The sequence below is a fragment of the Mucilaginibacter pineti genome, from assembly GCF_900101875.1.
GTDB lineage: Bacteria > Bacteroidota > Bacteroidia > Sphingobacteriales > Sphingobacteriaceae > Mucilaginibacter > Mucilaginibacter pineti.
The window spans coordinates 32,752-56,609 of record NZ_FNAI01000021.1; the positions used below are offsets into that span (position 1 = coordinate 32,752).

Sequence of the window (23,858 nt, forward strand, 5' to 3'; positions counted from 1 at the left end):
AAGAATAAGGTGCGGGTTTTTATCCTTTACTCCTTGTTCCTTGCTCCCAACTCTATTAGTGTTTTTTTAATTCATGATGAAGCTTGCTTATCGCATCCTTCATTTTGGCCGTAATTTTATCGGCGTGTTTTTCGGTAAGCTGCAGATAGGCTTTGGCCTTATCATAATTGCCATGCCTTATGCTGATGTTGGCCACGGTTACCAGCGAAGCCACATGCTCATTAACCGACCGCAGTGGATATAGTGCCGCTATTTCATAATGCCTTTCGGCAGCTTCAAAATCCTGCCGGTGTATGCAAATGCCGCCGTACATATATTCATAAAACCCGCGCCGCTTTTTGCTGAGCCACCCGGGTTTTATGATTTCTTTTAATGATGCTTCGGCTTTATCAAAATCCTTAATGTGGAAATATTTGGCCGCTACAACCAGGGTGCCCTGCTTAAAGTAATCCCAAATGAGCAATATGATCATCATTGCAGCTACTGCCGCCAGCTCATAAATGTGCAGGTACCACAACAGGCCCAGCGACAACAGGAAAACAAATGCAATAAATATGCGCACCCGGTTACTAAACATCCACTAATGCTGGTTATCGGTAAATTTATAGCCTACGCCACGTATAGAGTGAAAATAAACCGGGTTTTTAGGATCCGGTTCAAAGTACTTACGGAAGGTAAGGATAAAGTTATCGATGGTACGGGTTGATGGATATACATCATAGTTCCATACTGTTTCCAGGATTTGCTCGCGTGATACCGCATCATTCCTGCGCTCAATTAAAAGCTTAAGCAGCATGGTTTCCTTTTTGGTAAGCGGGGTGATAGATTCATCCTCATTCACCAACTCAAACGAGTTAAAGTGGATAGTTTTTTCGCCAATTTTGTAGCTGTTAAACTCTTTAAGGTCATCGCCTTTAAGGCTGCGTTTTACAAGGTTGTTCACCCTTAAAATCAGTTCTTCCAGGTTAAATGGCTTGGTTAAATAATCGTCGGCACCTTTTTTAAGACCGGCAATTTTATCCTCATTGGTATTCTTGGCGGTAAGAAACATAATAGGCACCTCGGTATTTTCCAGGCGGATGGTTTCAGCAACCACAAAACCGTCAATCTCGGGCATCATTACATCTAATATAACCAGGTTAAAACGCTCTTCTTTACATAATTGTAAAGCCTTTTTACCATTTTTTGCTGTCGAAACTTTATAACCTTCCAGCTCAAGGTTAAGTTTGATGGCTTCCAACAAATGTTCTTCGTCTTCGGCTAATAAAATTCTTTTTTTGTTAGGCATCATTGTTACAATTTAGGTTTATCCAAATACAACTTCAAAAACGCTGCCGGCAGGGCGGTTATCCCTAACCCTTATGCTGGCCTGGTGCTTGTCCAGCACCTCTTTAACTATATAAAGGCCCAGTCCGGTACCTTTTGTATTACGGGTATCCTCACTACCCACCCTGTAAAATTTGTCGAAAATACGTGTTTTTTCATTATCGGAGATTCCGATACCATGATCAGCAACTTCCAGAAACACTTTATCATCCTTTGAAAACAGTTTAACACCCACTGCCGAACATGGACTTGAATATTTAACCGCGTTTTCAATAAGGTTGGTTACTACAGAGGTAAGCGCAAACTTATCGCCGGTGATCTCTATCTTGGGTTCAATTTCGGCATCGATGATCTGCTGGTTGCAATCGCATTTGGTTATTTGCAGGCGGTTCACAATGCTATCAACCAATACCGAAAGGTTAAAACTGGCCTTAGGGAAGCTATACGAGCGGTTATCTATTTTAGATGCCAGCAGCATATTCTCTACCATATCATCCAGGCGTTCCACATCGTTAAGGGACTTGTCTATAAAGTCCAACACCTGCTCCCTGCTTAAATTACGCTTTTGAATAGTTTGCAGTAAAATTTTAATGGATGCCAACGGCGATTTAAGCTCATGCGTTACCGAGAGTAAAAAGTTTTTCTTTTGCTCCTGCAGCTTACGCTCTTTATTGATGGCTTTATGCAGGTTAATAGCACCAAACGTAAATACCAAAATAAACATAGAACCCTCGCAAAGCACCATACTAAGCGGGCGCGGATGCGGCGCTACCAGCATATACCCCCACCAAACCAGTTGGGCAACGGCATATATGATAAGCGAGTAAAAAATTACAAATGTCTTTTTCATGTTATCTGTTGTCGGGTTCCTGTTGCCAGTTGCCAGTTTTTAATTTATAAACCTTCAATGAAGCAGATAGTCAATTATTTATTACTGAACACCAGATCAAGGCTATCAAAAATAGCGCGTTTTGCTTTTTCAAGGTCTGTTTTGGTATGTGCCGATGATATAAAGCCAACCTCATAACCTGATGGACCAAGGTAAATACCCCTGTTGATCAGTTCGCGGTGAAACTTTTTAAACTTCTCCATACTTGCGGCGTCAATATCTTCGGCTTTACGAATATACTCTTTATCTGTAAAAGCAAACCAGAATATAGAACCGATACCAAACACCTTAAACTTATAGTTACGGGCCGTAGCAAAACGCTGGATAGCCTCGGTAAATTCTTCCGTTTTATTGTTCAGGTCGCGATAGAAACCCATGCGCAGCAATTCGCTCAATTGGGCAATACCCGCAGCCATTGCTACTGGGTTGCCCGAAAGCGTACCTGCCTGGTAAACCGAACCCTCCGGCGATACATGGCTCATGATTTGTGCCGATGAACCGTAGCAGCCAACAGGCAAACCACCGCCAATGATCTTACCATAGGTGATGATATCCGGCTTGATCTGATAATAACCGGCCGCGCCTTCAAAACCTACACGGAAACCAGAGATAACCTCATCAAAAATTAACAGGGTACCGTTTTGTGTACATATTTCGCGCAGGAATTGCAGGTATTCTTTTTCCTGTAGCAGCAAGCCGTTATTTGCCGGTACCGGCTCAATAATTATTGCTGCTATCTGATCTTTAAATTCTTCAAAGGCTTTTGTAAGCGCTTCTTTATCATTTAACGACACCACGATGGTTTCATCAGCAAAGGATTTTGGTACACCTGCCGACGATGTTTCGCCAAAAGTAACCAGGCCTGAACCTGCTTTTACCAGCAAGGCATCAACGTGGCCGTGGTAGCAGCCTTCAAATTTCAGGATCTTATCGCGCTTGGTATAACCCCTTGCCAGCCTGATGGCCGACATTACCGCTTCGGTACCGGAGCTTACAAAACGCAGCTTCTCAATAAATTTATTGTTTTTAAGGATGAGTTCGGCAAGGTCGTTTTCCAAAGCCGTTGGCGCACCGAAAGACATGCCGTTTTGCATTACCTCGGTTACCTTTTCGCGTACCTTGGCGTTGTTATGACCCAGGATAAGCGGTCCCCATGAGCAGCAAAAGTCAACAAACTCGTTGCCATCTGCATCCCAAATATGGCTGCCATCACCTTTTTGAATAAACAGCGGTGTACCATAAACAGACTTAAACGCCCGCACAGGCGAGTTTACCCCACCCGGGAAATACGTTTTAGCCTTTGCATACAAATCGGCAGATTTTTCCCTGCTGATGTCGGGCTTACCCGTAGTATTCACCGGCTCATTAGCCTCTCCCGAAAACATCTTTTTTATTGAATCTAACATTTTTACAAGTCAAAAATCAAAATTCAAAAGTCAAAAATTCAGTGCTTATTTTGAATTTTTACTTTTGAATTTTGACTTATTAAAGCCATTTATTTTCCAAAACTTCCTTGGCGTGATACGTTAATATCGCGGTTGCGCCTGCACGGCGGATGCTGGTGAGCACCTCTGTTGTGGCACGCTGCTCGTTGAGCCAGCCGCGTTGTGCAGCGGCTTTTAGCATGGCATACTCGCCGCTTACGTTGTAGGCTGCTACGGGCAGTTCGGTATTATCTTTTATCAGTTTTATAACATCTAAATAGGCCAGGGCGGGTTTTACCATTAAAAAATCGGCACCTTCCAGTTCATCTAAATTTGCTTCTATCAGTGCTTCGCGCTGGTTGGCGGGATTCATCTGGTAGGTTTTTTTATCGCCGAATTTAGGTGCCGAATTTAAGGCATCCCTGAACGGACCATAAAACGCGCTGGCGTACTTGGCCGAGTACGACATAATAGAAACGTCTGTAAAGCCGTTTTCGTCCAACACGCGGCGAATATATCCTACCCTGCCATCCATCATATCTGATGGGGCAATGATATCTGCACCGCATTGGGCATGGGCCAAAGCCATTTTGCCCAATACTTCCAGTGTTTCGTCGTTCAGGATCTCACCGTTTTTTACTATACCGTCATGACCATCGCTACTGTAGGGGTCCATTGCTACATCGGTAACAACGCAAGCCTCCGGAAAGTTCTTCTTCACTTCGCGAATGGCCCTTAAATACAGGCTTTCTTCGCGGTGACTTTCGGTTGCCATGGTATCCTTCAACGAATCATCGATGTTAGGGAACAGATCAAAAGAGTTTAAGCCAAGCTTCATGCAGCTTTCAATCTCGCGCAGCAAATTATCAATAGAATAACGGAAAATACCTGGCATTGACGCTACCTCCGTTTTCTGGAATGTACCATCAACAATAAACAGCGGGAAGATCAGGTTAGCCGCGCTAACATGCGTTTCCTGCACCATTTGGCGTATCACTTCACTTTTCCGGTTTCTACGTGGTCTTTGTAACATATCTTTAGTCCATAGACCATGGTCGATAGTCCATGGTTCTTATTGCATTGTTTTAAGTCTATGGACTATCGACCATCGACTATGGACTTACTAAAGTCCAAACACTGCCTCGGCCAGCCCAACTTCGTCGGGTGAGTAGGGCAGCGTGTATTTTACACCCATTTCATCAAATTTTTTGCCGGTTGATTTGCCTATGGCCACTACCTTTTGGTAGGGATCAAGCAGGTTATCGGCAAAATAAGCCTCCACGTTCGATGGACTGGTAAATACCAGTACATCGGCGCCGCTGGCTTCCACCTCTTCTTCCAGCACAGTTTCATAAACCGGCAGGTCGATGATCTTTGTATCGGCCGACAGGCCCTGTTGTATGCTGCGCATAGAGCCTTCGGCACCGGGGAACAGCACAATGGTGCCATTGGCCAGTTTGGCAAATTCTTCGGCAACCTCGGCGGTGTCGGTACCTTCGCCAACATAGTCGGTAAAGTAACCTTTGCGGCGTAGCATTTCTTCGCTTCCGCTGCCCATAACGCCAAATTTTACCTTTTTAGGAAACTGCGGATTGAGCTGAAAAAAGTATTCAACCGCGTTTTTACTAGAGAAAAACACCCAGTCGATATTTCTTAATATATAGGAATCAAGTTTGGTAATAACAGGAACAGTACGGATAAGCGAACGCGCCTCAATCTGGATGTTCCTGTTCTCCATCGATTTTTTAAAATAGCTTTGATCAGATAACTCGCGGGAGATAAAAACCTTTCCCGGAAATTTCCTATCCTTTGAAAACTTAGCTACAACCCTTTCGGCAAGGCCCTCGGTAGTGGCGGCTTCGATAAACAAACGGTCGGGAAATTCATCGCCCTCGTTTGCCTTTGAAGTAAACACCTGGAACATGCCCTCATCCCTGCGGCAATAACAGCCTAAAGGCAAATGACAGCCGCCGCCAAACAATTTAAGTACCGTACGTTCAACAGCCAGTTCCTCGGCTACATCGGCATGGTGCAGGGCCTGCAATGATTCAAACAGTTCCTGATCAACCTCACGGATCTGGATAGCCAGCGCGCCTTGTGCGGGGGCCGGGATCAGTTCGGCAGGGGTTAATTCCTCTACGTGAAATTCACTCAGGTCGATACCTAAACGGCTTACACCTGCTTTTGCCAGCATTATGGCATCATATTTTTCGTCGCGCAGCTTGCCTATACGGGTAGGTACATTGCCACGCAGATCGGTTATCTCCAGGTCTGGGCGATAAGCCAGCAGTTGTGCTTTGCGCCTGTTTGATGAAGTGCCCACAATAGCGCCGTATTTAACCGACAGCTTTTGGTGTACATCCACACAATCTTTCAATATCAGCAACAGTTCAGCGGGATCTTCCCGTTCTGAAACTGCTGCGATGATGAGTCCCGGAGGGTTTTCAGTCGGCAAATCTTTATGCGAGTGAACCGCGAGGTCAATAGTGCCGGCCAGTAATTCTTCTTCTAATTCCTTGGTAAAAAACCCTTTACCTTCCAGTTTATCAAAACTGAGGTTAAGTATACGGTCGCCCTGGGTTTTAATTATTTTAAGTTCGGCAGTAATGTTAATTGCGGCCAGGCTATCCTTAATAAAATTAGCCTGCCATAGGGCCAATTCGCTGCCCCGAGTTCCTATAATAAGTTTTCTGTCCAAAAGAATGCTTGTTTTCAACTGCAAATTTAATTTTTTATGCTGATGATAAGGTACATCAATTTCAGCAATTTTTTCTAATTGCAACAATATGACGGTTATGTGTTGTCTGATGAAGAATTTTCAGAATTTGGGGATTTTCAGAATTTGCTGGCGCGGGCTTAACGAAGTGTAGCCAGTGCCTCAGCATGGTTAAAGCTTTCAGCTTTAACATATAAAATTAATTTTTCAGTTTAAACATTTAAGCTGGAAGCTTAAATCATGGTATGTCACGAATTACGCTGCGCTAAACTCGCGCCAGCAATCAATCTTAAAAATCAATTCTCGTTGATCAATATATCCTTGGCCATGATCATGGGCACGCTGATATATTTTTTCTCCATGTAGTTGATCACCTTTTCCAGGATCTCGCGTGATTGCTCATCCAGTCCCTGCACCTCATCGGCAAAAACAGAATTGATGGCTGTATTGCGAATCTCTTTGATCTTTTCGGGTACCTGGCGCATGGCAACTTCAATGCGGCGCTGTTTAAGCTGCATTAAAAACTCACCAATGTTTTGGTCAATAATACCTTCGGCATGCACCAGCTCCTGGTAGCGTTCCTGCAGGTTACGTTTGGCAACCTCGTTAAGGGAATGTACTTCGATAAAGTTAACTGGGAATTGCTCCAACACTTCGGGAGCGGTATCATTAGGGATAGCCAGATCAACAATAGTTTTGCGGCTGGTATCGCCATTGAGCAACGATTTATAGATCTCGGTAGTGATGATAGGCTCAACTGCCGATGTGCAGGTAATGATCACATCAAAACCTTTGCTGTATGTTTTTAATGCTTCGAGGTCAAATGCTTCACCTTTTAAATCGGTAGCTAATTGCTGCGCCTTTGATACTGTACGGTTAAAAACCGCGAAGTTGGTGAATTTATGCTTTTGAAGATATTTGGAAATGTTGCGGTTGGTTTCGCCTGCGCCGATTATAAGGATGCGGGCATCGGTAGCGCAAAGATTAAGATCACGTAATTTTCGGTAAGCTAATGACACTACCGAAATTGGATTTTTAGAAATATTGGTATGGGTATAAACTTCTTTGGCTGTTTTAACAACGCAGTTCATCACCATGCGCAAGCCATCGCCGGTTAAACCAGCTGTTTTGCAGTGTTCGTATGCTTTACGTAATTGTGCAAGGATCTCTTTTTCGCCAACAATTAAACTCTCCAGCGAACATGAGGTACGCAGTAAGTGTACCATTGCTTCCTGGTCTTCATAAATAGAAGCGCCATCCATGAAAGTACTTAGGGAGTTTTCGCAAAGCTCGGTGTTAAATGCTTCTATGAAACGTTTGGCAAAATCTTTATCAACTACCTGGGGGGTAGTCATAACAAATTCAACACGGTTGCATGTGGCCAGATAAAATATCTCCGGTATCCCAAACTGAGTTTTAACCTGCTGTAGTTTTTCGGTCAGATTTTCCTGGCAAACAACCAATCTTCCTATTTCCTTCAGCTCAATCTGTTTGTGTGTAAAAGCAATAACCTTTAAATACTTCAAAGCAGTTTTAAATTTGACCCAACAAAAGTATCACTATAAATGTGATGCAATGTCAACACTTTGTCAAACAGGTGTATTTAGAATGGTTATAAATTAGCTGAAATAACTATAAAACCACATTAAAACTGCTTAAAACAATACTTAGCAAAATAATGTATATTAACCAATGCGTTTTATTAAAAGCACAAGTTTGGTTTTGCTGGTAGTTGGTTACACGCTTGCCGGTATTAATCATTTTTATAACCCGGTATCGTACTACCACATTATTCCGCATTATTTACCCTACCCTGTTCTGTTGAACATACTGGCCGGAGGTTTTGAAATTTTATTTGCGCTGCTGCTTATATTTCCCAAAACAAGGCCTTGGGCGGTTTATGGTATTATACTGATGCTGGCCGCCTTTTTACCTGTACACATTACCATGCTTATGAACGCGCCTTTAAAATTAGGTAACTTAACCGTAACACCACTTATTGCTTGGGTACGCTTAATTTTACAGCCGGTGCTAATGCTTTGGGCCTGGTGGCATAGAAATTGAATACACGGCGAAGAGGACTCACCCGGTCATCGCTTCGCTGGACCACCCTCTCTCTTCACCTGCGGTGGAAAGAGGGTTAAAAAAAGGTGGATTTGTATCTGCCAAATGAAAACCCCTCTCTGCGCTTCGCGCAGAGAGGGTGACAAGCGAAGCGATGTCGGGTGAGTAGTAGCCACAATGGATAAATTATAACACACAAAATTAAAATATGGATCTGCAAAGTGTTGAAATGCGTAACCTGGAAGTACAGGATTACCAGGAGCTAAAAAAGTCAATGAAATCGGCCTATATGGATATGGACGAGGATTACTGGGATGCTAACTCCATAAAAAAACTCATAAAGCTTTTCCCCGAAGGCCAGATCTGTATCACCGTGAATGATGTGGTAGTCGGCTGCGCGCTGGCTATTATGGTTGATTATCAAAAATTTGGCGATAACCATACCTACAAACAAATTACCGGCGACAGCACCTTTAAAACCCATACCGATAAAGGCGATGTGTTATACGGCATAGATGTATTCATCCACCCAAAATACCGTGGTCTGCGCCTGGCCCGCAGGTTATATGAAGCCCGCAAGGCCCTTTGCGAAAAACTGAACCTTAAAAGCATCATTGCCGGCGGCCGTATACCCAATTACCAGAAATACCAGAACGAGCTTACCCCGCGGCAGTATATCGACAAGGTAAAATATAAGGAGATCTATGATCCTACCCTGTCGTTTCAGCTGGCCAACGATTTTCACGTGCGCAAGGTGCTGCGCAATTATCTACCCGAGGATAGCCGCTCGAAAGGGTTTGCTACCCTCATTGAGTGGAACAATGTGTATTACGAAGAAATAAGCTCGGTTATCAATCAAAAAACTTCGGTGCGTATAGGTTTGGTGCAGTGGCAAATGCGCCCTTACAACAACATCAGCGAGCTGATGAAACATGCCGAGTATTTTGTTGATGCGGTGAGCGATTATCAATCTGATTTTATATTATTCCCCGAGCTGTTTGGCACCCCGCTGATGGCCGATTATAACCATATGGATTCGGCCAAGGCCATGCGCGAACTGGCCAAATATACCCAGCCCATTATTGAGGAGTTTTCAAAACTGGCGGTATCCTACAATGTGAACATTATAGCGGGCAGTATGCCTACCATTTTTGAGGATTCGCTGTACAATGTATCCTACCTGTTCAGGCGCAATGGCAGTATGGAGGAGGTTTACAAAATTCACCCCACCCCATCCGAGATCAGTTCATGGGGTATCCGCGGGGGCGACGAGGTAAAGGTTTTTGAAACCGACGCCGGCAAAATAGGCATCCTCATTTGTTATGATGTGGAGTTCCCGGAACTATCGCGCATTTTGGCCAGTCAGGATATGCAGATCCTGTTTGTACCTTTTTTAACTGATACACAAAACGGCTACAACCGCGTTAAGTTTTGCGCGCAGGCCCGCGCCGTGGAAAACGAATGTTACGTGGCCATTGCCGGTTGCGTGGGTAATTTGCCCAACGTAAACAACATGGGCATCAGCTATGCACAGTCGGCGGTATTTACACCATCGGATTTTGGTTTCCCAACCAACGGTATCCAAAGCGAAGCCACGCCTAACAGTGAAATGATAGTTATTGCCGATGTCGACCTGTCGTTATTAAACGAGTTACATGAGTATGGCAGTGTACAAAATTTAAAAGACAGGCGTACCGATTTGTATAATATCACTTTTAACGGGAAAAGGGTATAATTGTAATCATGATCAGAAAAGATAATTATACCCTATCCGGCGCAAAAGGCAGACCAATGCTTGTTGATGTTACTTATGACGATGCTATAAGGAATGCCCCCGTAGTGATCTTTGCGCATGGTTTTAAGGGCTTTAAGGATTGGGGTACACATAACCTGGTTGCCGAATATTTTGCCCACAATGGCTATAAATATCTAAAATTCAACTTTTCGCACAACGGAACCACGCCCGATAACCCGGTTGATTTTGCCGATCTGATGGCCTTCAGCGAGAACACTTTTTCTATTGAACTGGAAGACCTGGATACAATTATTGATTTCGCCTGCAGCGGATCGGGTATGGCGGTGGCCAGCGGGGTGTACCTCATTGGGCATAGCATGGGTGGCGGCATCAGCATTATTAAATCTGCCGAAGACAGCCGCATTCGTAAACTGGTTACCATGGCTTCCATCTCCAATTTTCATAATCTGTGGCCTAAACAATCTGAAGAACAATGGCGGCTGCAGGGCGTAATTTATATGCACAATTCACGCACCGGCCAGCAAATGCCGCTGAAATCAACAACGCTTATTGATTTGGACAGCAATCCGCTGCGGCTTGATATACTTGCACAGGCGGCACGCTTAACCCAACCCTGGCTGCTCATGCATGGTGATGCCGACCCAACCGTTCCGCTAAGTCACGCACAGGAATTACACAAAGCTCAACCCAATGCCGAGTTTGTGGTTTTCCCAGGTTTCGACCATACATTTGGCGGCTCGCATCCTTACGCAAACGACACGCTACCAGCCTCGCTCATTGCGTTTTGCGACAACACAATATCATTTTTGGGTAAATAAAAACCACCAATAACAATCTACCGTAACTTTTTGGTGTTAATAAACATCATAACTGATATATAGTGCTATAATTGTTTCTATGAGTTTAGAAGGATCACAAAAAAAAGGAAAAAAATATATAAATGTAATACCTACAGATGAGGCCGGCTTTGGCAAAATGATTCCCATTATGCGGGAATACATGAAAAACAAAGCCGAAAATGTACCCAAGAAAACATTGGGTCCGTTTAGCACCGATAAGTCTGTTTACCAAACCCCACCCGCAAGCGGTTTGCGCATTACCTGGGTAGGCCACTCCAGTATTTTAATTGAGATTGATGGCAAACGCATCCTTACCGACCCGGTTTGGGGCGAACGTGCTTCATTCTCGAAACTGATTGGCCCCAAGCGTTTTTTTGCGCCGCCTATAGCCCTTGCCGACCTGCCACCGCTGGATGCCATCATTATATCGCATGATCATTACGATCATTTTGATAAGGATACCATCAAGTTTTTTGCGGGTACTACCATTCCCTTTTATTGTTCGCTGGGAGTTGGCCCATACCTTGCCGAGTGGGGCATCGTTAAAAATTACATTAATGAAATGGATTGGGGCGATGCTGCCATGATTGGCGGCGATGTGGTGCTTACTGCTACCCCATCGAGGCATTTCTCTGGCAGGGGTGTTGTTAATCGCAATGAAACCTTATGGTCAAGCTTTGTGATAAAGGGGCCAAAACATAATATTTATTTCGGTGCCGATTCGGGCTGGTCGCCAAGTTTTGCGGAGATCGGTGAGGCTTTCGGGCCTTTTGATTTAACCATGCTGGAGGTTGGCGCCTACGGCAAATTCTGGCCCGATATTCACATGGGACCAGATCATGCTTCCAATGCTCACATCGCTCTTAAAGGCAAACTAATGATGCCCATTCACTACGGCACCTTTAGCCTGGCCCCGCATGCCTGGTATGAGCCCGTTGAAAGGCTGGAGAAATATGCCAAAGACAAAAAGATCACCCTCTTTTTACCCGAACCCGGCAAACCCACCGAAGTTAACGGCGGCTATAATTCAGAATGGTGGAAGAGGTTTAGGTAGGAACAATAAATATTTTATTTGTCATCCTGAGGCACGAAGGATCTGTTATACACAATGCAAATCCGCCAATAGATCCTTCTTGCCTCAGGATGACAAGTGCCTAAAAGGTCTATGCTTTTCGCCTTGCGCTCGTTTGTAACCACAGGTGTTGGGAAGACTGAATTTTATAAAAAGTTTGTCATTTCGATAGAGCCCGGGCGGGTAAAAGCGTGGCGCGAAGGAGAAATCTTATACGGAATGCAAAGCTCCAATAGCATAGCGCATAAGATTTCTCACTCGTTCCTCGTATCGAAATGACAACATTTTACTCTTCTCAACACCTGTGGTTTTTAACGAGTGCTTAAAACAGTTACGCGATTGCATCGCGTGAAGAAGCGTCGCAAACGCGAGCACTCGTTACAAACGAGCGCAAGGTAAAGCAGTATGACAGTCCCTCAGGATGACATACCGCAAAAAAGGCCATGCTTGCCGAATTACAGGTTTTGTTGTAACTTTTCGCCCCTTAATCATTCCAACAGAAAAGCAAAGAAATGCCCCAATCCTACATATTAGTTATCAATGGCAAACCCGAAGGGCCTTTTAGCATAGAGGACTTAAAATCCCTGCATGTTAAACCCGGCGACTTTATAAAAACGCCCAAAATGGACGATTATAAAGAAGCCCAGGAAATGGCCGAACTAAGGGAGCTTTTTGGTTTTGCAAAACCATCGCTGCTTATGCAATACTTCGGCAGCTTTGATCAGCGGTTGATGGCCTCGGCGCTGGATTGGTTTATTATTTTCGGCATATTTGTGGTTATTGCTTTTGTTGTAGTCATAGTTTTTATCAGCGATAAGGAAGTCCGCATTGTTACTACCATCAGCATATTGGGTTGCGTGCCATTGGTTAAAATAATTTACCACATAGTAATGGAAAGCTCGGCCAAACAGGCCACCTTCGGCAAGCAAATGCTCAGTATAAAAGTGGTGGATATGCAGGGCAACCGCATAACCGCCGGCACGGCTATAGCGCGTAACGTTTGTAAAATATTTTCGGTGTTAACCTTTTTCATCGGCTACTTACTGGCCTTTTTCAACAAAAAGCAGCAATGCCTGCATGATATGATGGCCGGTACGCTGGTGATTAAGGAAAGGTTGTTTTAAGATCAGTGCCCTCTTTCAACATACAGCTAAAATGTTTAAATTTGATTATGGAAACGCTAATTGTACATCCGCAAAATAAAGAGCAGTTAGATGCTTTGAAAACTTTCATGAAAGCATTTAAGATTTCTTTTGAGGAAGAAAAAACTGCCTATGATCCCGAATTTGTGGCCAAAATACAAGAAAGCAGGCGACAGGTAAAAAATGGCGAAACGCGTATCGTAAATATTGATGATCTGCGATAATTGAATTTACCAGACAAGCCGACATCGACCTTGATTACTTTAAAAAAAGTGGTAACAAACAAGCGATAAAGAAAATTAAAGAACTGCTTCAGGCTATTATCGATAACCCGTATAGCGGTATCGGCCAACCTGAACAATTAAAACACAGCCTATCTGGCACTTGGTCAAGGCGAATAAACAAAGAGCACCGACTCGTTTATGAAATTGACGACAATGTTGTTTTTATACTTTCGTTAAAAGGACATTATTAAATCTTATTTCACCCTTACCAACTTATACCTCAACTTATCCAAAACCAACTCGCTCGAATCGGCATTGGGTTTGGTATCATAAAGTTTTAGGGTATCCGCGTCAAATTTAAAGGAGTACGATTTGTGATTCTTACTATCGAAATCGAACCCTATCTCATCTAAATTATCCATTGCATCTGAGTTCAGATCTATATTGATGCCATACTTTGTAAATTTATAAAAGCCACTTACTTCCCCGTCAGCCTCAAAATTAACCCGGGATGTAGCGCCTGTGCTATCAGTAAACAAATAATTACCTGCTATAAGCCCTTTGTTAATTATATAGTCCAGTCCGTAGCCTAAATGCTCGTCTGGTTGTTTATGCAAAGCTCTTTTATAGTTTGTAGTTATTATCTGTTTGCTTTTCTCATCGGGCCAGTAGGTAGTTAAGATGGTATCACTGTTTTTTATAGAATATCCCAATTCGCCGGCGCCAAATAATATTCTTGAGCTATTACTACCGTATTTGAATTTAATTGTAAGCTCACTGCCATCATGATTTCCCCAACCCACCATTAACTTTATACTATCGCCCTTTATCTTAGCAGTGTTAATATAAAAAGTGGTCGCACCATTAGCTTCGTCCATGGCCGCCAAGGGCGATCGGGTTTTAATCACCTTATCTACATAATCACTTTTAACCCACACGCCTTGTACAATCGGCCCAAATTTTTCGATAATGGTTTTGGCATCTACCTGCGTTTGAGCAACGGTTAAGGAATCCTGTGCAGGTTGTTTAGTATTGCTTTTGCAGGAGATAAACAGCGAGATTACAAGTATTGGTAATAAGGTATTTTTCATTTATGGCCGATAAGGTTAGCAACCCCTAAATTATATATTTAAATCACATCATAAATTAACCGCCCGTTAATTTATGATTTACATACACTACAGATTAATCCCCAACATATTCATTAAATTTGCAGCTTATTAATTTCACCATTGCATGAATACTGATGCTGTTAAATTGCTGCAAGGCCGTTATTGTAATTCGTTAACCGAATATTCGCGCTTTGTTACCCGCGAGGTAAACATTGGCGATGTGCCTATGGGCGGCAATAACCCCATCCGCATACAAAGCATGACCACTACCGATACCATGGACACTATTGGTACCGTTGAGCAATCCATCCGTATGGTTGATGCCGGCTGCGAGTATGTGCGCATTACAGCACCCAGCATCAAAGAAGCTAAAAACCTGGCCGAAATTAAAAAACAACTGCGCGTACGTGGGTACAATGTGCCCCTTGTTGCAGATATTCACTTTACCCCTAACGCTGCCGAGGTGGCTGCCCGCATTGTTGAAAAGGTGCGTGTAAACCCCGGCAACTACGCCGATAAAAAGAAATTTGACCAGATTGATTATACCGACCTGGAATACCAGCGCGAACTTGACCGCATTTACCAGAAATTTGCCCCGCTTGTAAACATTTGCAAGGAGTACGGCACCGCTATGCGCATCGGCACCAATCACGGTTCGCTGAGCGACAGGATCATGAGCCGTTATGGCGATACCCCGCAGGGCATGGTAGAATCGGCCATGGAATTTATGCGCATGTGCGAAACGCTGAATTACTATAACTTGGTGATCAGCATGAAATCAAGCAATCCGCAAGTAATGGTACAGGCTTACCGTTTGCTGGTTGAAACCATGGTTGCCGAAGGCATGAACTATCCGCTGCACCTTGGCGTTACCGAAGCCGGCGACGGCGAGGATGGCCGCATAAAATCGGCAGTTGGAATTGGCACGCTGCTGGAAGATGGCCTGGGCGATACCGTGCGCGTTTCCCTAACCGAAGAACCCGAAGCCGAAGCACCCGTAGCTATTGAATTAGTGAAACGCTATTCTTTAAGGGAAAAGGCGAAAGGCGAAAGGTTAAAGGTGGAAAATGCAGACCTTTCACCTTTAACCTTTAACCTTTCGCCTGAACAACATAGTCCTTACGAATACAAAAAACGCCATACTTACGAGGCTAATGCTTTTATTGGCGGGCATATGGTGCCGAGGGTAGTAATCGATCTGTCGAAAAAGAACTTGAAAGACCCGGCTATTCTGGCCGATGCGGGATATCTTTATTCGGCCTTGCTTGATAAATATAATATGGCCGAGCAATCGGTTGATTTTGTTTACCTGGCCGATGAATTGCCGTCATTCACTTTCCCGGCCAATTTAAAACAGCTGTACAACTACAACACCTGGCAAAAACTGGCCGACAAGACCAACTGTCACCCCCTGTTTACTCTAACAGAATATACTGATCTCAATGCCGACCGTTCATCAACCCTTAACCTGGTGAGGTTACAGGCTACCGATCTGGAATCGGACGCGTTTGGCTTATTACCTTTCGATAATTCCCTTGTATTTGTACTGGAAACGGATGCCCTCAACGGCATGACAGATCAGCGCGGCTTCTTCTTTAAGTTAGAGGAATTTGGCTTGGAGGTACCTGTAATTGTACGAAGAAGTTATGAGTTTGAAAAAGACCATGGACTATGGACCATGGACCATGGACAAAATGCAACCGATACCACCACCAAATTACAACTCTACGCCGCTACCGATTTAGGCGCTTTATTGGTTGATGGTTTTGGCGATGGCATTTGGATTGATGCGCCCGAATTACCGGCTAATATTATTACCTCAACCGCATTTGGCATTTTGCAGGCTACCCGGTCGCGCATTTCCAAAACAGAATATATCAGCTGCCCAAGCTGTGGCCGTACGCTGTTCGATCTGATGGTTACCACGCAGATGATCCGTAGTCGCACCAGTCATTTAAAGGGCTTGAAAATCGGAATTATGGGCTGCATTGTAAATGGTCCCGGCGAAATGGCTGATGCTGATTATGGTTACGTAGGTTCGGGTACAGATAAGATCACTCTTTATCGCGGTAAAGAAGCCGTAAAGAAAAACATCAGCGCCGCCAACGCCCTCGATGAACTGATAGGCATCATTAAAGATGATGGTAACTGGATTGAGCAAGAGTAGCAGTTTCAGTACTTTTTTAAGGTTTAACTCTTTTTAACTAATAAAGGTATTTAATATCCATATCTTTAAATAGTTAACCTTATTAGCTATGAAACCTTTTCTTTTCGCAATGTGCCTCCTGTTATTATCTGCTGCCGGCAAATCACAGGAGGTAAATATCCCCAGCCTTTTAGTCAAAATAAATGAAAGCGTAAAAGGTGTTCAATCCGGCGAATACAAGCTGCATAACAACTCCATCAAATTAAACATAGGAGAAGATACCACCATAAGCCCGGGAAACATCTCCGATTATACATTTAAAAGCAACCCTGCCGATAAGCAGATAGGCTATAAAATTTCCGTATTAAATAGCTATGTGCAAAAGCTTTACAATGGCACATTACTATATGATAAATTTGAAAAAGAGCTTACCGTAACAGATTTTAATAAATATCCTGCCGAAATAAATAACCAGGATATGTTTTTCCCGCCATTTTTCAACGTGATCAATGATCTGTTGCAGGTAAAAAATAATAGCGACAAAATAACTTTCATCGGCTATGAATACCAGAACAACGAAAAATGCTATAAGTTACAGCTGCTTTTGAACGCGCCCTTGTTCCTTTATATCTCAACAAAAACATACCTCCCCATAAAGTTCACCTCTGTTTTAACAGATGTAAACCACGATGCCAAACGCATACGAACGTTTAATAACTGGATAACCGATATTAAACTGAATACCGCACCGGCCGACAGCCGGTTTGAGAAAACAGCACTCCCCGCCTATACTAAAGAAAAACAGTTTACCGGTACGCGCAACGAAGAAGTAAAACTGTTACCTATAGGCTCCGTAGCACCTGGTTGGGAACTCCCGGCTTTAAGCGGCGGTAATGTTAAGCTAAGTGATTTTAAAGGAAAAGTTGTGGTGATGGATTTTTGGTATAAAGCCTGCGTACCCTGCCAGGAGCAAATGATTGAGCTGGAAAAACTACATCAAAAATACGACGATAAAAAGGTTGTTTTTGTTGGTGTAAACACCATCGACGATCCAATTAAAAATAAGCTGCAACTGTTTGTTGATAAACGAAAGCTAAGTATGCTTACGGTTTATAACGGTAAAACAATCGAATCGTTATACAACAGTTATTCATCGCCTGTTTTGTACATCATAGGCAAAAGCGGCACCATACTTTACACGCTTGATGGCTATTCGCCAGATGTAAACAGCGAGGTAAGTAAAGTGCTCGATGCAAATTTGTAACACTATTCCTTAAGCTTTGGTAGCCGCAACTGGGTTATAGCAAAGTTCCCAGAGGTTATCTTCCGGATCTGTAAAAAAGCCATTGTAGCCGCCCCAGAAATTCTTGGCGGGCGCTTTGGTGATGTTGACTTTGGAGGCCGAAAGCACAATAAAACTACTATCCACCTCCCTTATCGATTCGAGGTTAATGGTTAAATAAAAACCTTTGCCTTTAGGGGCATCATTCAGTACGCCCGTGTATTCGGCAAATAACGCTTCGGTACAAAGGGTGAGCACCGTTGCATTTAGCTTAAGCATTATAACACTTTCGTTTTCAGTAAGTACCTCCCACCCCAGGGCATCGGTATAAAAATGTTTAAGCAGCGGTAAATCTTTGGCAACTATGGTAACAGCACTCAATAATTGTTTCATGCAGATAGTTGTACAAAACATGTACCAGCTTACATCGCGTTAAACTCCGCAAACATATTGGCAGCCTCGGCCAGGCTGTTGAGGTTCACGTAATCGCATACTTCGGCATATTCGGCCCAAAGCTGGTGTACTACCGGGTTGCTATGCGCCTGCTTAATGGCCTCGGCCGATAGCCACTCAAAAACCTCTACTATAGTACCATCTGCGGCTTTCATAATTATGGCCTCGCGATCGGTTACCAGGCCTTCGGCTTTCAGGCGAGGTACATGGGTTTTAGTAAGTGTTTTCAAGGCTTCGGCTTTGCCGGGCTTGGGTTTGTAGGCTACTATAACTATGCGTCCCATAAATATCAGGTTGAAATGATAAAGCAATTTACAATTTAAAAAACTCTTACAGCGCAACGGGGTTTGCTTTATATAAAAACTACAAAAATGGCAAAAAACGTTGCAGACCAATTGGTTGAAATGCTGGTGAACGCCGGTATTAAAAGGATATATGCCGTAACCGGCGATAGCTTAAACGAGGTGAACGATGCCGTAAGGCGCGAAGGAACCATACAATGGGTACACGTGCGCCATGAGGAGGCAGGTGCCTACGCCGCCGGTGCCGAAGCCCAGCTGAATGGCCTGGCCTGCTGCGCGGGCAGCAGCGGCCCCGGCCATGTGCATTTAATAAACGGCTTGTATGATGCCCACCGCTCGGGCGCACCGGTTATTGCCATAGCATCTACCATTGCCACGTTTGAGTTTGGTACGGGCTACTTTCAGGAAACCAATACCATTAAGCTGTTTGATGATTGCAGTTATTTTAACCAGATAGCCACCACCGCCAAACAATTGCCCCGCATGCTGCAAGCCGGCATCCAGAGTGCGCTGCACCAGAAAGGTGTGGCCGTAATAGGTTTACCCGGCGATGTAACCAAGATGGATGCCGAAGAAATAGATTCGGCGGTACAAAATTTTAACCCTATCCCGGTGATCAGGCCGTCGGATGCGGATATAAACAAGCTGGCAGACCTTATCAGTAACTATAATAAGATCACTATTTTTTGCGGTATAGGTGCTGCCGATGCGCATGACGAAGTGGTTGCCCTATCGCAAAGGCTGAATGCTGCGGTTGCCTACTCCTTCCGCGCTAAAATGGATATTCAGTATGAAAACCCCAATGAGGTTGGCATGACCGGCCTGCTTGGCCTGCCATCTGCCTATCACAGTATGCACGAAAGCGACCTGCTGATTTTGTTAGGTACAGATTTCCCCTACACGCCGTTTATGCCTACCGATTGCAAAATTGTACAGGTTGATACCAAACCCGAGCGTATCGGTCGGCGGGCTAAGGTTGATGTGGGTTTATGCGGATCTGTTAAGGACACCCTTACCGCCCTGCTGCCGCTCATCGCCCAAAAAGATGATGACAGCTTCCTGAAAGCTCAGCTAAAAGTTTATGCCGATGTAAAAGATAAAATGCAAACCTATGTTGACGATAGCGGCGAAACCGACAAGATCCACCCAGAATTTGTGGCCAGCGTATTGGATAAGCTGGCCACTGATGATGCCATATTTACGGTAGATACGGGCATGTCCTGCGTGTGGGGTTCCCGTTATATAAACGCCACAGGCAAGCGAAAAATGATAGGCTCTTTTAATCATGGCTCTATGGCTAATGCCATGCCGCAGGCTATCGGTGCCGCGCTGGCCCGCCCCGGCCAGCAGGTGATTGCACTTTGCGGCGATGGCGGCTTATCCATGATGCTTGGTGATCTGGCAACTATTGTTCAATACAAGCTGCCCGTTAAGATTGTTGTTTTCAATAACCGTTCGCTGGGCATGGTAAAGCTGGAAATGGAAGTAGCCGGCCTGCCCGATTGGCAAACAGATATGTACAATCCCGATTTTGCACTGGTAGCCCAGGCTATGGGTATAAAGGGTTTCACCGTAACCGAACCCAGCCAGGTTAAACAGGCCATAACCGATGCCTTAGCCTTTGACGGCCCCGCGCTGATAAACGTATTTACCGATCCTAACGCGCTGGCTATGCCTCCCAAAATTGAGTTTGAACAAGTAAAAGGCATGGCCGTATCCATGACCAAACTCATGCTCAACGGCCACATGGATGAAGTGCTGGATACCGTAAAAGCCAATTACAAGCATTTGAAGGATTTGCTGTAAAAGCTTATCCCCATTTGTATTTTCTTACTCCTGTCATTCTGAGGTACGAAGAATCTATTCTTGAACTTTGCATAATGGATACGCTATTCGCAGAACAGATGCTTCACTACGTTCAGCATGACAAAGTAAAACAGTCCAACAACAAAAAACCCGGCGGTTGCCGGGTTTTTTGCTTTTATTTTTTCCAAACGTTGTTGCTCGGGTTGTAATCGGGCAGTACGCTGTCTGGGTCGTAGGTTACAGATTCAATTTCTTCTGTTGATGGGTATTTGTAAACGAATGTTCCAAAACGTTCCCAAATTTCAACCGGCAATTTTACACGGTCGGTTTTGCCGCTTTTGGTTTTAATATCCAGGATAACCGGCATAGCCATTTTACCCAGGTTATCTAACGTGATCAGCGCACCTTTTGAAGCATCGTTATCAACATATTTAACATCGCTAACGGCTACATCCAAACGCCAGTCGTTCATGAACCAGCCTCTCCAAAACCATTGCAGGTTTTCGCCGGCGGCATTTTCAATGGTGCGGAAAAAGTCGTCAGGTGTAGGGTGTTTAAATGCCCACCTGTTAATATAAGTCTGGAAAGCAAAGTCAAAACGCTCAGGGCCTAAGATCTGCTCGCGCAGTAATACTAAACCAGCACTTGGTTTTGAATATAGTAAAGTACCGGTATTACCTTCTTTAAGGTTGGCCGGTTGGCTCATTATCGGCTCTAAACCCACTCTGGTAAAGTTGTCGCCAATTTTGTGCATATCGCCTGGCTTTTTGTAGTACTCACCGTCGTTAAAGTTTTTGGTAGATAGGGTATTAATAAAAGTATTGAAACCTTCGTCCATCCAGCCGTACATACGCTCGTTTGAGCCTACTATCATCGGGAACCAGGTGTGGCCAAACTCGTGGTCATTTACCCCCCAAAGGCTTCCCCTTGATGCTTTATATCCGCAAAAAACAATACCTGGATATTCCATACCACCAACTATACTGGCAACCGCGGTAGCCGCAGGGTAAGGATATTCAAACCATTTAGATGAGTTGTATTCGATTGATTTTTTTACGTATTCGGTTGAACGGCCCCATGCGCTGTTGCCATCGCTTTCTACAGGGTAGGCCGATATAGCGATTGATTTTTTACCGCTTGGCAAATCCATCTTGGCGGCATCAACAATAAACGCTGCCGATGATGACCATGAGGCATCACGTGCATTCTTTATTTTAAAGTGCCAGGTAAGCTCGGTTTTACCGGCCGGGCGAGATTTTGGATCGGTTACTTCGCTTGCGCTGCGGATAATTACCGTTTTTTCACTTTTCTCAGCTTCGGCCCAGCGTTTTTGTTGCTCCGGCGTATATACATCCTGCGGGTTCAATAACTCGCCAGATGCTACCACGATATGGTTTGCAGGGGCGGTAATGCTCAGGTCGAAATCGCCATATTCCAGGTAAAACTCACCCGGACCAGTGTATGGCAGGGTATTCCAGCCCATTACATCGTCATAAACGCACATGCGCGGGTACCATTGGGCTACAGCATACATTTTACCATTTTTGGTAACCTGGTAACCCATCCTGTCTGACCCATAGTTTGGCGATACGAATGAATACTCAATTTTAATTTTCACCTGGCCGCCGTTTGCAGTAACTTCCTTAGGCAGGAAAATTTGCATACGGGTATCATTGATCAGGTATTTAACGTCGGCAAAGTCGCCTTTACCGGCGGCATATTTTACCGATTTTATTTTATAACCTGCATCAAAAGTTTGACCACGGCCCCAGTTACGGCTGCCTGAAGGCGGCACTATGGCAGTACCACGAGAATCTGACTTAAATAAATTCTGATCCAGCTGCATCCACAAAAAGCCCAGGTTTTGCGGACTGTTATTGGTATAAGTTAACACTTCCGAACCGCTGATCTCGTCGGTTTGGTCGTTCAGTTTTGCTGCCAGGGCATAGTCGGCACGGTTTTGCCAGTATTTGGCACCGGGCTGGCCATCTGCCGCACGAAATTCTGTTCCGTTTTTGGTGTAGAACAAAGGGCCGAAAGTTTCATGATAATTGTAATCGGATGCTGGAGGGGTAGCAGGTGTGGTTTGCTGTGCGCTGCCAACACCAACTGCCAGCATAAAGGCCATGCTGAAACCGGCCGTCAGTTTTAAATTCATTCAGTTAATTTTTGAGTATACTAAGCAAGTATACTACAAAAAATTGTTTTGAATGTTCTTGGTAAAACGATTGTTACCGAAATATTAATTATTGAATTACCGCGTTTATTGAATTTGCATTTTCCATTCAATACACTATAAATCAGGTAGATTTAATTGATTTTAGCTGCAAAATATTATCCGGATGTAATAAATGGGATAAAATATGTCAATTAAAATTATGTTTAGTAAATTTGATTATGACCACCCTGACAGTTAACATACAAAACGAGAACGATCTGCCGCTTTTACAGGAGATATTGAACCGTTTTGGGTTGAGTTATACCGTTGATGTTGAGAAGGATTACGTTTTTTCTGAAAAAGATATTGCCGGGCTGCTCAAGTCAAAACAAGATTTTTTAGATGGCAAAACAACTGCCCGTAACTGGACAGATATAGAAGACGATCTGAACCGTGGCTACAATTAAGCTTTTAAAAAGAGCCGAACTTGAACTTATTGATGCTTGCGATTGGTATGAAAAGCAGCAAAAAGGGTTATCCGGTTACTTTAGACGTATGATTAAAAGCTCATTGACCTTAATAGGTTCAAACCCGGAGCTTTACTCAAAAAAATACAATACGGATCTGCATTTTACACCGATGAGCAAGTTCCCTTATGTAATTGTTTACTGGTACGATAGCCACTTGGATACCGTGTTTGTAACTTCAATTTTTCATACCAAAAGAAATCCTGAAGGTTTTGAAAGCAGCGGCGGCAATAAATAGCAGTATACCAACCGCACAAGTTCTACTTCCCTAGAAAATGATCGGCATAAACCTTTTCATCAAAGCCGAAGAAAAGGAAGTCGCCATCCTCAATTACCGGGCGTTTTATCATGCTGGTTTTTTGTTGTAAAAGCTGTAAGGCATCGGCGGTGGTTTTAACGCTTTCTTTAACGGCGGGATCCAGCTGTTTCCAGGTAAGGCCTTGTTTGTTCATGAATTTTTCGTAACCGGCTTTGCTATCCCACTCCTGTAGTTTATCGTTGCTTACGCCCAGCTTTTTAAAATCCTGAAAATCGTAATCAACCTTGTTGGTCTTTAGCCAGTCGAGCGCTTTTTTTACTGTGTTACAATTGGTAATTCCGTAAACTTTCATGGTGTAAAT

Annotated in this window: 24 protein-coding genes; 12 read left to right on the forward strand and 12 right to left on the reverse strand. The window is 44.0% G+C overall.

The window, feature by feature from the left end; genetic code table 11:
* Positions 1-55 precede the first annotated feature (55 nt).
* From BLS59_RS28475 to hemA, 7 genes are all read right to left on the reverse strand, one after another.
* Positions 56-577 (reverse strand): tetratricopeptide repeat protein, encoded by a 522-nt coding sequence (locus BLS59_RS28475; RefSeq protein WP_091156423.1) that lies wholly within the window; start codon positions 575-577, stop codon positions 56-58.
* A 3-nt stretch (positions 578-580) separates the two neighbouring features.
* On the reverse strand, positions 581-1,288 hold the full coding sequence (locus BLS59_RS28480) for a response regulator transcription factor (protein ID WP_091156644.1): 708 nt from the start codon (positions 1,286-1,288) through the stop codon (positions 581-583).
* An 18-nt stretch (positions 1,289-1,306) separates the two neighbouring features.
* Positions 1,307-2,176 (reverse strand): sensor histidine kinase, encoded by an 870-nt coding sequence (locus tag BLS59_RS28485; protein WP_091156427.1) that lies wholly within the window; start codon positions 2,174-2,176, stop codon positions 1,307-1,309.
* A gap of 74 nt (positions 2,177-2,250) precedes the next feature.
* Positions 2,251-3,621, reverse strand: coding sequence for a glutamate-1-semialdehyde 2,1-aminomutase (gene hemL / locus BLS59_RS28490; RefSeq protein WP_205411382.1), 1,371 nt, complete (start codon positions 3,619-3,621; stop codon positions 2,251-2,253).
* Positions 3,622-3,700: 79 nt separating this feature from the next.
* Positions 3,701-4,672, reverse strand: coding sequence for a porphobilinogen synthase (gene hemB, locus BLS59_RS28495; protein ID WP_091156430.1), 972 nt, complete (start codon positions 4,670-4,672; stop codon positions 3,701-3,703).
* Between the two features lie 90 nt (positions 4,673-4,762).
* A complete protein-coding gene (gene hemC / locus BLS59_RS28500) occupies positions 4,763-6,337 on the reverse strand; it encodes a hydroxymethylbilane synthase (RefSeq protein ID WP_091156651.1) in 1,575 nt (524 codons plus the stop codon).
* Between the two features lie 314 nt (positions 6,338-6,651).
* Positions 6,652-7,881, reverse strand: coding sequence for a glutamyl-tRNA reductase (hemA, locus tag BLS59_RS28505; RefSeq protein ID WP_091156434.1), 1,230 nt, complete (start codon positions 7,879-7,881; stop codon positions 6,652-6,654).
* 166 nt (positions 7,882-8,047) lie between these two features.
* Between hemA and BLS59_RS28510 the strand changes: the two genes are divergently transcribed.
* The 7 genes from BLS59_RS28510 to BLS59_RS28540 all read left to right on the forward strand — a co-directional run bounded on the left by BLS59_RS28510 (position 8,048) and on the right by BLS59_RS28540 (position 13,703).
* Positions 8,048-8,419, forward strand: a complete 372-nt coding sequence (locus BLS59_RS28510; protein ID WP_091156438.1) for a DoxX family protein — start codon at positions 8,048-8,050, stop codon at positions 8,417-8,419.
* Positions 8,420-8,627: 208 nt separating this feature from the next.
* Positions 8,628-10,154: a carbon-nitrogen hydrolase family protein gene (locus BLS59_RS28515; RefSeq protein WP_091156442.1), complete on the forward strand. Its 1,527-nt coding sequence runs from the start codon at positions 8,628-8,630 to the stop codon at positions 10,152-10,154.
* A gap of 8 nt (positions 10,155-10,162) precedes the next feature.
* The gene (locus BLS59_RS28520) at positions 10,163-10,993 is read left to right on the forward strand and encodes an alpha/beta hydrolase family protein (RefSeq protein WP_091156445.1); all 831 of its coding nucleotides are present in this window, start codon (positions 10,163-10,165) and stop codon (positions 10,991-10,993) included.
* A gap of 79 nt (positions 10,994-11,072) precedes the next feature.
* Positions 11,073-12,068, forward strand: coding sequence for an MBL fold metallo-hydrolase (locus BLS59_RS28525; protein ID WP_091156448.1), 996 nt, complete (start codon positions 11,073-11,075; stop codon positions 12,066-12,068).
* A 530-nt stretch (positions 12,069-12,598) separates the two neighbouring features.
* Entirely contained in the window at positions 12,599-13,210 is a 612-nt protein-coding gene (locus BLS59_RS28530) for an RDD family protein (RefSeq protein ID WP_091156452.1), read from the forward strand.
* Between the two features lie 47 nt (positions 13,211-13,257).
* A complete protein-coding gene (locus tag BLS59_RS28535; protein ID WP_091156456.1) occupies positions 13,258-13,452 on the forward strand; it encodes a DUF2683 family protein in 195 nt (64 codons plus the stop codon).
* Entirely contained in the window at positions 13,452-13,703 is a 252-nt protein-coding gene (locus tag BLS59_RS28540; RefSeq protein WP_262492980.1) for a Txe/YoeB family addiction module toxin, read from the forward strand. The genes BLS59_RS28535 and BLS59_RS28540 overlap by 1 nt, the downstream gene beginning before the upstream one ends.
* Positions 13,704-13,706: 3 nt before the next feature.
* On the opposite strand, the gene BLS59_RS28545 is transcribed toward BLS59_RS28540, so the two are convergent.
* Positions 13,707-14,543, reverse strand: a complete 837-nt coding sequence (locus BLS59_RS28545) for a hypothetical protein (RefSeq protein ID WP_091156460.1) — start codon at positions 14,541-14,543, stop codon at positions 13,707-13,709.
* 145 nt (positions 14,544-14,688) lie between these two features.
* On the opposite strand from BLS59_RS28545, the gene ispG reads away from it, so the two are divergent.
* Both ispG and BLS59_RS28555 read left to right on the forward strand, forming a co-directional pair.
* Complete coding sequence (gene ispG, locus BLS59_RS28550) at positions 14,689-16,731, forward strand: (E)-4-hydroxy-3-methylbut-2-enyl-diphosphate synthase (protein ID WP_091156463.1); 2,043 nt, start codon at positions 14,689-14,691, stop codon at positions 16,729-16,731.
* A gap of 88 nt (positions 16,732-16,819) precedes the next feature.
* Complete coding sequence (locus BLS59_RS28555; protein WP_091156466.1) at positions 16,820-17,974, forward strand: peroxiredoxin family protein; 1,155 nt, start codon at positions 16,820-16,822, stop codon at positions 17,972-17,974.
* A gap of 9 nt (positions 17,975-17,983) precedes the next feature.
* Here the strand turns inward: BLS59_RS28555 and BLS59_RS28560 are convergent, their stop codons facing one another.
* Positions 17,984-18,385 (reverse strand): VOC family protein, encoded by a 402-nt coding sequence (locus BLS59_RS28560; RefSeq protein ID WP_162842803.1) that lies wholly within the window; start codon positions 18,383-18,385, stop codon positions 17,984-17,986.
* 29 nt (positions 18,386-18,414) lie between these two features.
* A complete protein-coding gene (locus tag BLS59_RS28565; protein WP_091156474.1) occupies positions 18,415-18,729 on the reverse strand; it encodes a hypothetical protein in 315 nt (104 codons plus the stop codon).
* 87 nt (positions 18,730-18,816) lie between these two features.
* Between BLS59_RS28565 and BLS59_RS28570 the strand changes: the two genes are divergently transcribed.
* Positions 18,817-20,553 carry a thiamine pyrophosphate-dependent enzyme gene (locus BLS59_RS28570; protein ID WP_091156477.1) on the forward strand — a complete coding sequence of 579 codons (1,737 nt, stop codon included), beginning with the start codon at positions 18,817-18,819 and terminating at the stop codon, positions 20,551-20,553.
* Positions 20,554-20,728: 175 nt separating this feature from the next.
* On the opposite strand, the gene BLS59_RS28575 is transcribed toward BLS59_RS28570, so the two are convergent.
* Positions 20,729-22,711: a M1 family metallopeptidase gene (locus BLS59_RS28575; RefSeq protein ID WP_091156480.1), complete on the reverse strand. Its 1,983-nt coding sequence runs from the start codon at positions 22,709-22,711 to the stop codon at positions 20,729-20,731.
* 239 nt (positions 22,712-22,950) lie between these two features.
* Here BLS59_RS28575 and BLS59_RS28580 point away from each other — a divergent pair, with 239 nt between their 5' ends.
* Positions 22,951-23,178 carry a hypothetical protein gene (locus BLS59_RS28580; RefSeq protein WP_091156483.1) on the forward strand — a complete coding sequence of 76 codons (228 nt, stop codon included), beginning with the start codon at positions 22,951-22,953 and terminating at the stop codon, positions 23,176-23,178.
* Positions 23,165-23,476: a type II toxin-antitoxin system RelE/ParE family toxin gene (locus tag BLS59_RS28585; protein WP_091156486.1), complete on the forward strand. Its 312-nt coding sequence runs from the start codon at positions 23,165-23,167 to the stop codon at positions 23,474-23,476. Before BLS59_RS28580 ends, BLS59_RS28585 begins: the two co-directional genes overlap by 14 nt.
* A gap of 22 nt (positions 23,477-23,498) precedes the next feature.
* Here BLS59_RS28585 and BLS59_RS28590 read toward each other — a convergent pair whose 3' ends face one another.
* Positions 23,499-23,849, reverse strand: a complete 351-nt coding sequence (locus BLS59_RS28590) for a Spx/MgsR family RNA polymerase-binding regulatory protein (protein ID WP_091156491.1) — start codon at positions 23,847-23,849, stop codon at positions 23,499-23,501.
* Between the last annotated feature and the right edge of the window lie 9 nt (positions 23,850-23,858).

Coding starts and splice junctions, on each gene's coding strand:
- BLS59_RS28475 (WP_091156423.1), bottom strand. CDS start 577: ATGTTTAGTAACCGGGTGCGCATATTTATTGCATTTGTTTTCCTGTTG.
- BLS59_RS28480 (WP_091156644.1), bottom strand. CDS start 1,288: ATGCCTAACAAAAAAAGAATTTTATTAGCCGAAGACGAAGAACATTTG.
- BLS59_RS28485 (WP_091156427.1), bottom strand. CDS start 2,176: ATGAAAAAGACATTTGTAATTTTTTACTCGCTTATCATATATGCCGTT.
- hemL (WP_205411382.1), bottom strand. CDS start 3,621: ATGTTAGATTCAATAAAAAAGATGTTTTCGGGAGAGGCTAATGAGCCG.
- hemB (WP_091156430.1), bottom strand. CDS start 4,672: ATGTTACAAAGACCACGTAGAAACCGGAAAAGTGAAGTGATACGCCAA.
- BLS59_RS28510 (WP_091156438.1), top strand. CDS start 8,048: ATGCGTTTTATTAAAAGCACAAGTTTGGTTTTGCTGGTAGTTGGTTAC.
- BLS59_RS28515 (WP_091156442.1), top strand. CDS start 8,628: ATGGATCTGCAAAGTGTTGAAATGCGTAACCTGGAAGTACAGGATTAC.
- BLS59_RS28520 (WP_091156445.1), top strand. CDS start 10,163: ATGATCAGAAAAGATAATTATACCCTATCCGGCGCAAAAGGCAGACCA.
- BLS59_RS28525 (WP_091156448.1), top strand. CDS start 11,073: ATGAGTTTAGAAGGATCACAAAAAAAAGGAAAAAAATATATAAATGTA.
- BLS59_RS28530 (WP_091156452.1), top strand. CDS start 12,599: ATGCCCCAATCCTACATATTAGTTATCAATGGCAAACCCGAAGGGCCT.
- BLS59_RS28535 (WP_091156456.1), top strand. CDS start 13,258: ATGGAAACGCTAATTGTACATCCGCAAAATAAAGAGCAGTTAGATGCT.
- BLS59_RS28545 (WP_091156460.1), bottom strand. CDS start 14,543: ATGAAAAATACCTTATTACCAATACTTGTAATCTCGCTGTTTATCTCC.
- ispG (WP_091156463.1), top strand. CDS start 14,689: ATGAATACTGATGCTGTTAAATTGCTGCAAGGCCGTTATTGTAATTCG.
- BLS59_RS28555 (WP_091156466.1), top strand. CDS start 16,820: ATGAAACCTTTTCTTTTCGCAATGTGCCTCCTGTTATTATCTGCTGCC.
- BLS59_RS28560 (WP_162842803.1), bottom strand. CDS start 18,385: ATGAAACAATTATTGAGTGCTGTTACCATAGTTGCCAAAGATTTACCG.
- BLS59_RS28565 (WP_091156474.1), bottom strand. CDS start 18,729: ATGGGACGCATAGTTATAGTAGCCTACAAACCCAAGCCCGGCAAAGCC.
- BLS59_RS28570 (WP_091156477.1), top strand. CDS start 18,817: ATGGCAAAAAACGTTGCAGACCAATTGGTTGAAATGCTGGTGAACGCC.
- BLS59_RS28575 (WP_091156480.1), bottom strand. CDS start 22,711: ATGAATTTAAAACTGACGGCCGGTTTCAGCATGGCCTTTATGCTGGCA.
- BLS59_RS28580 (WP_091156483.1), top strand. CDS start 22,951: ATGACCACCCTGACAGTTAACATACAAAACGAGAACGATCTGCCGCTT.
- BLS59_RS28590 (WP_091156491.1), bottom strand. CDS start 23,849: ATGAAAGTTTACGGAATTACCAATTGTAACACAGTAAAAAAAGCGCTC.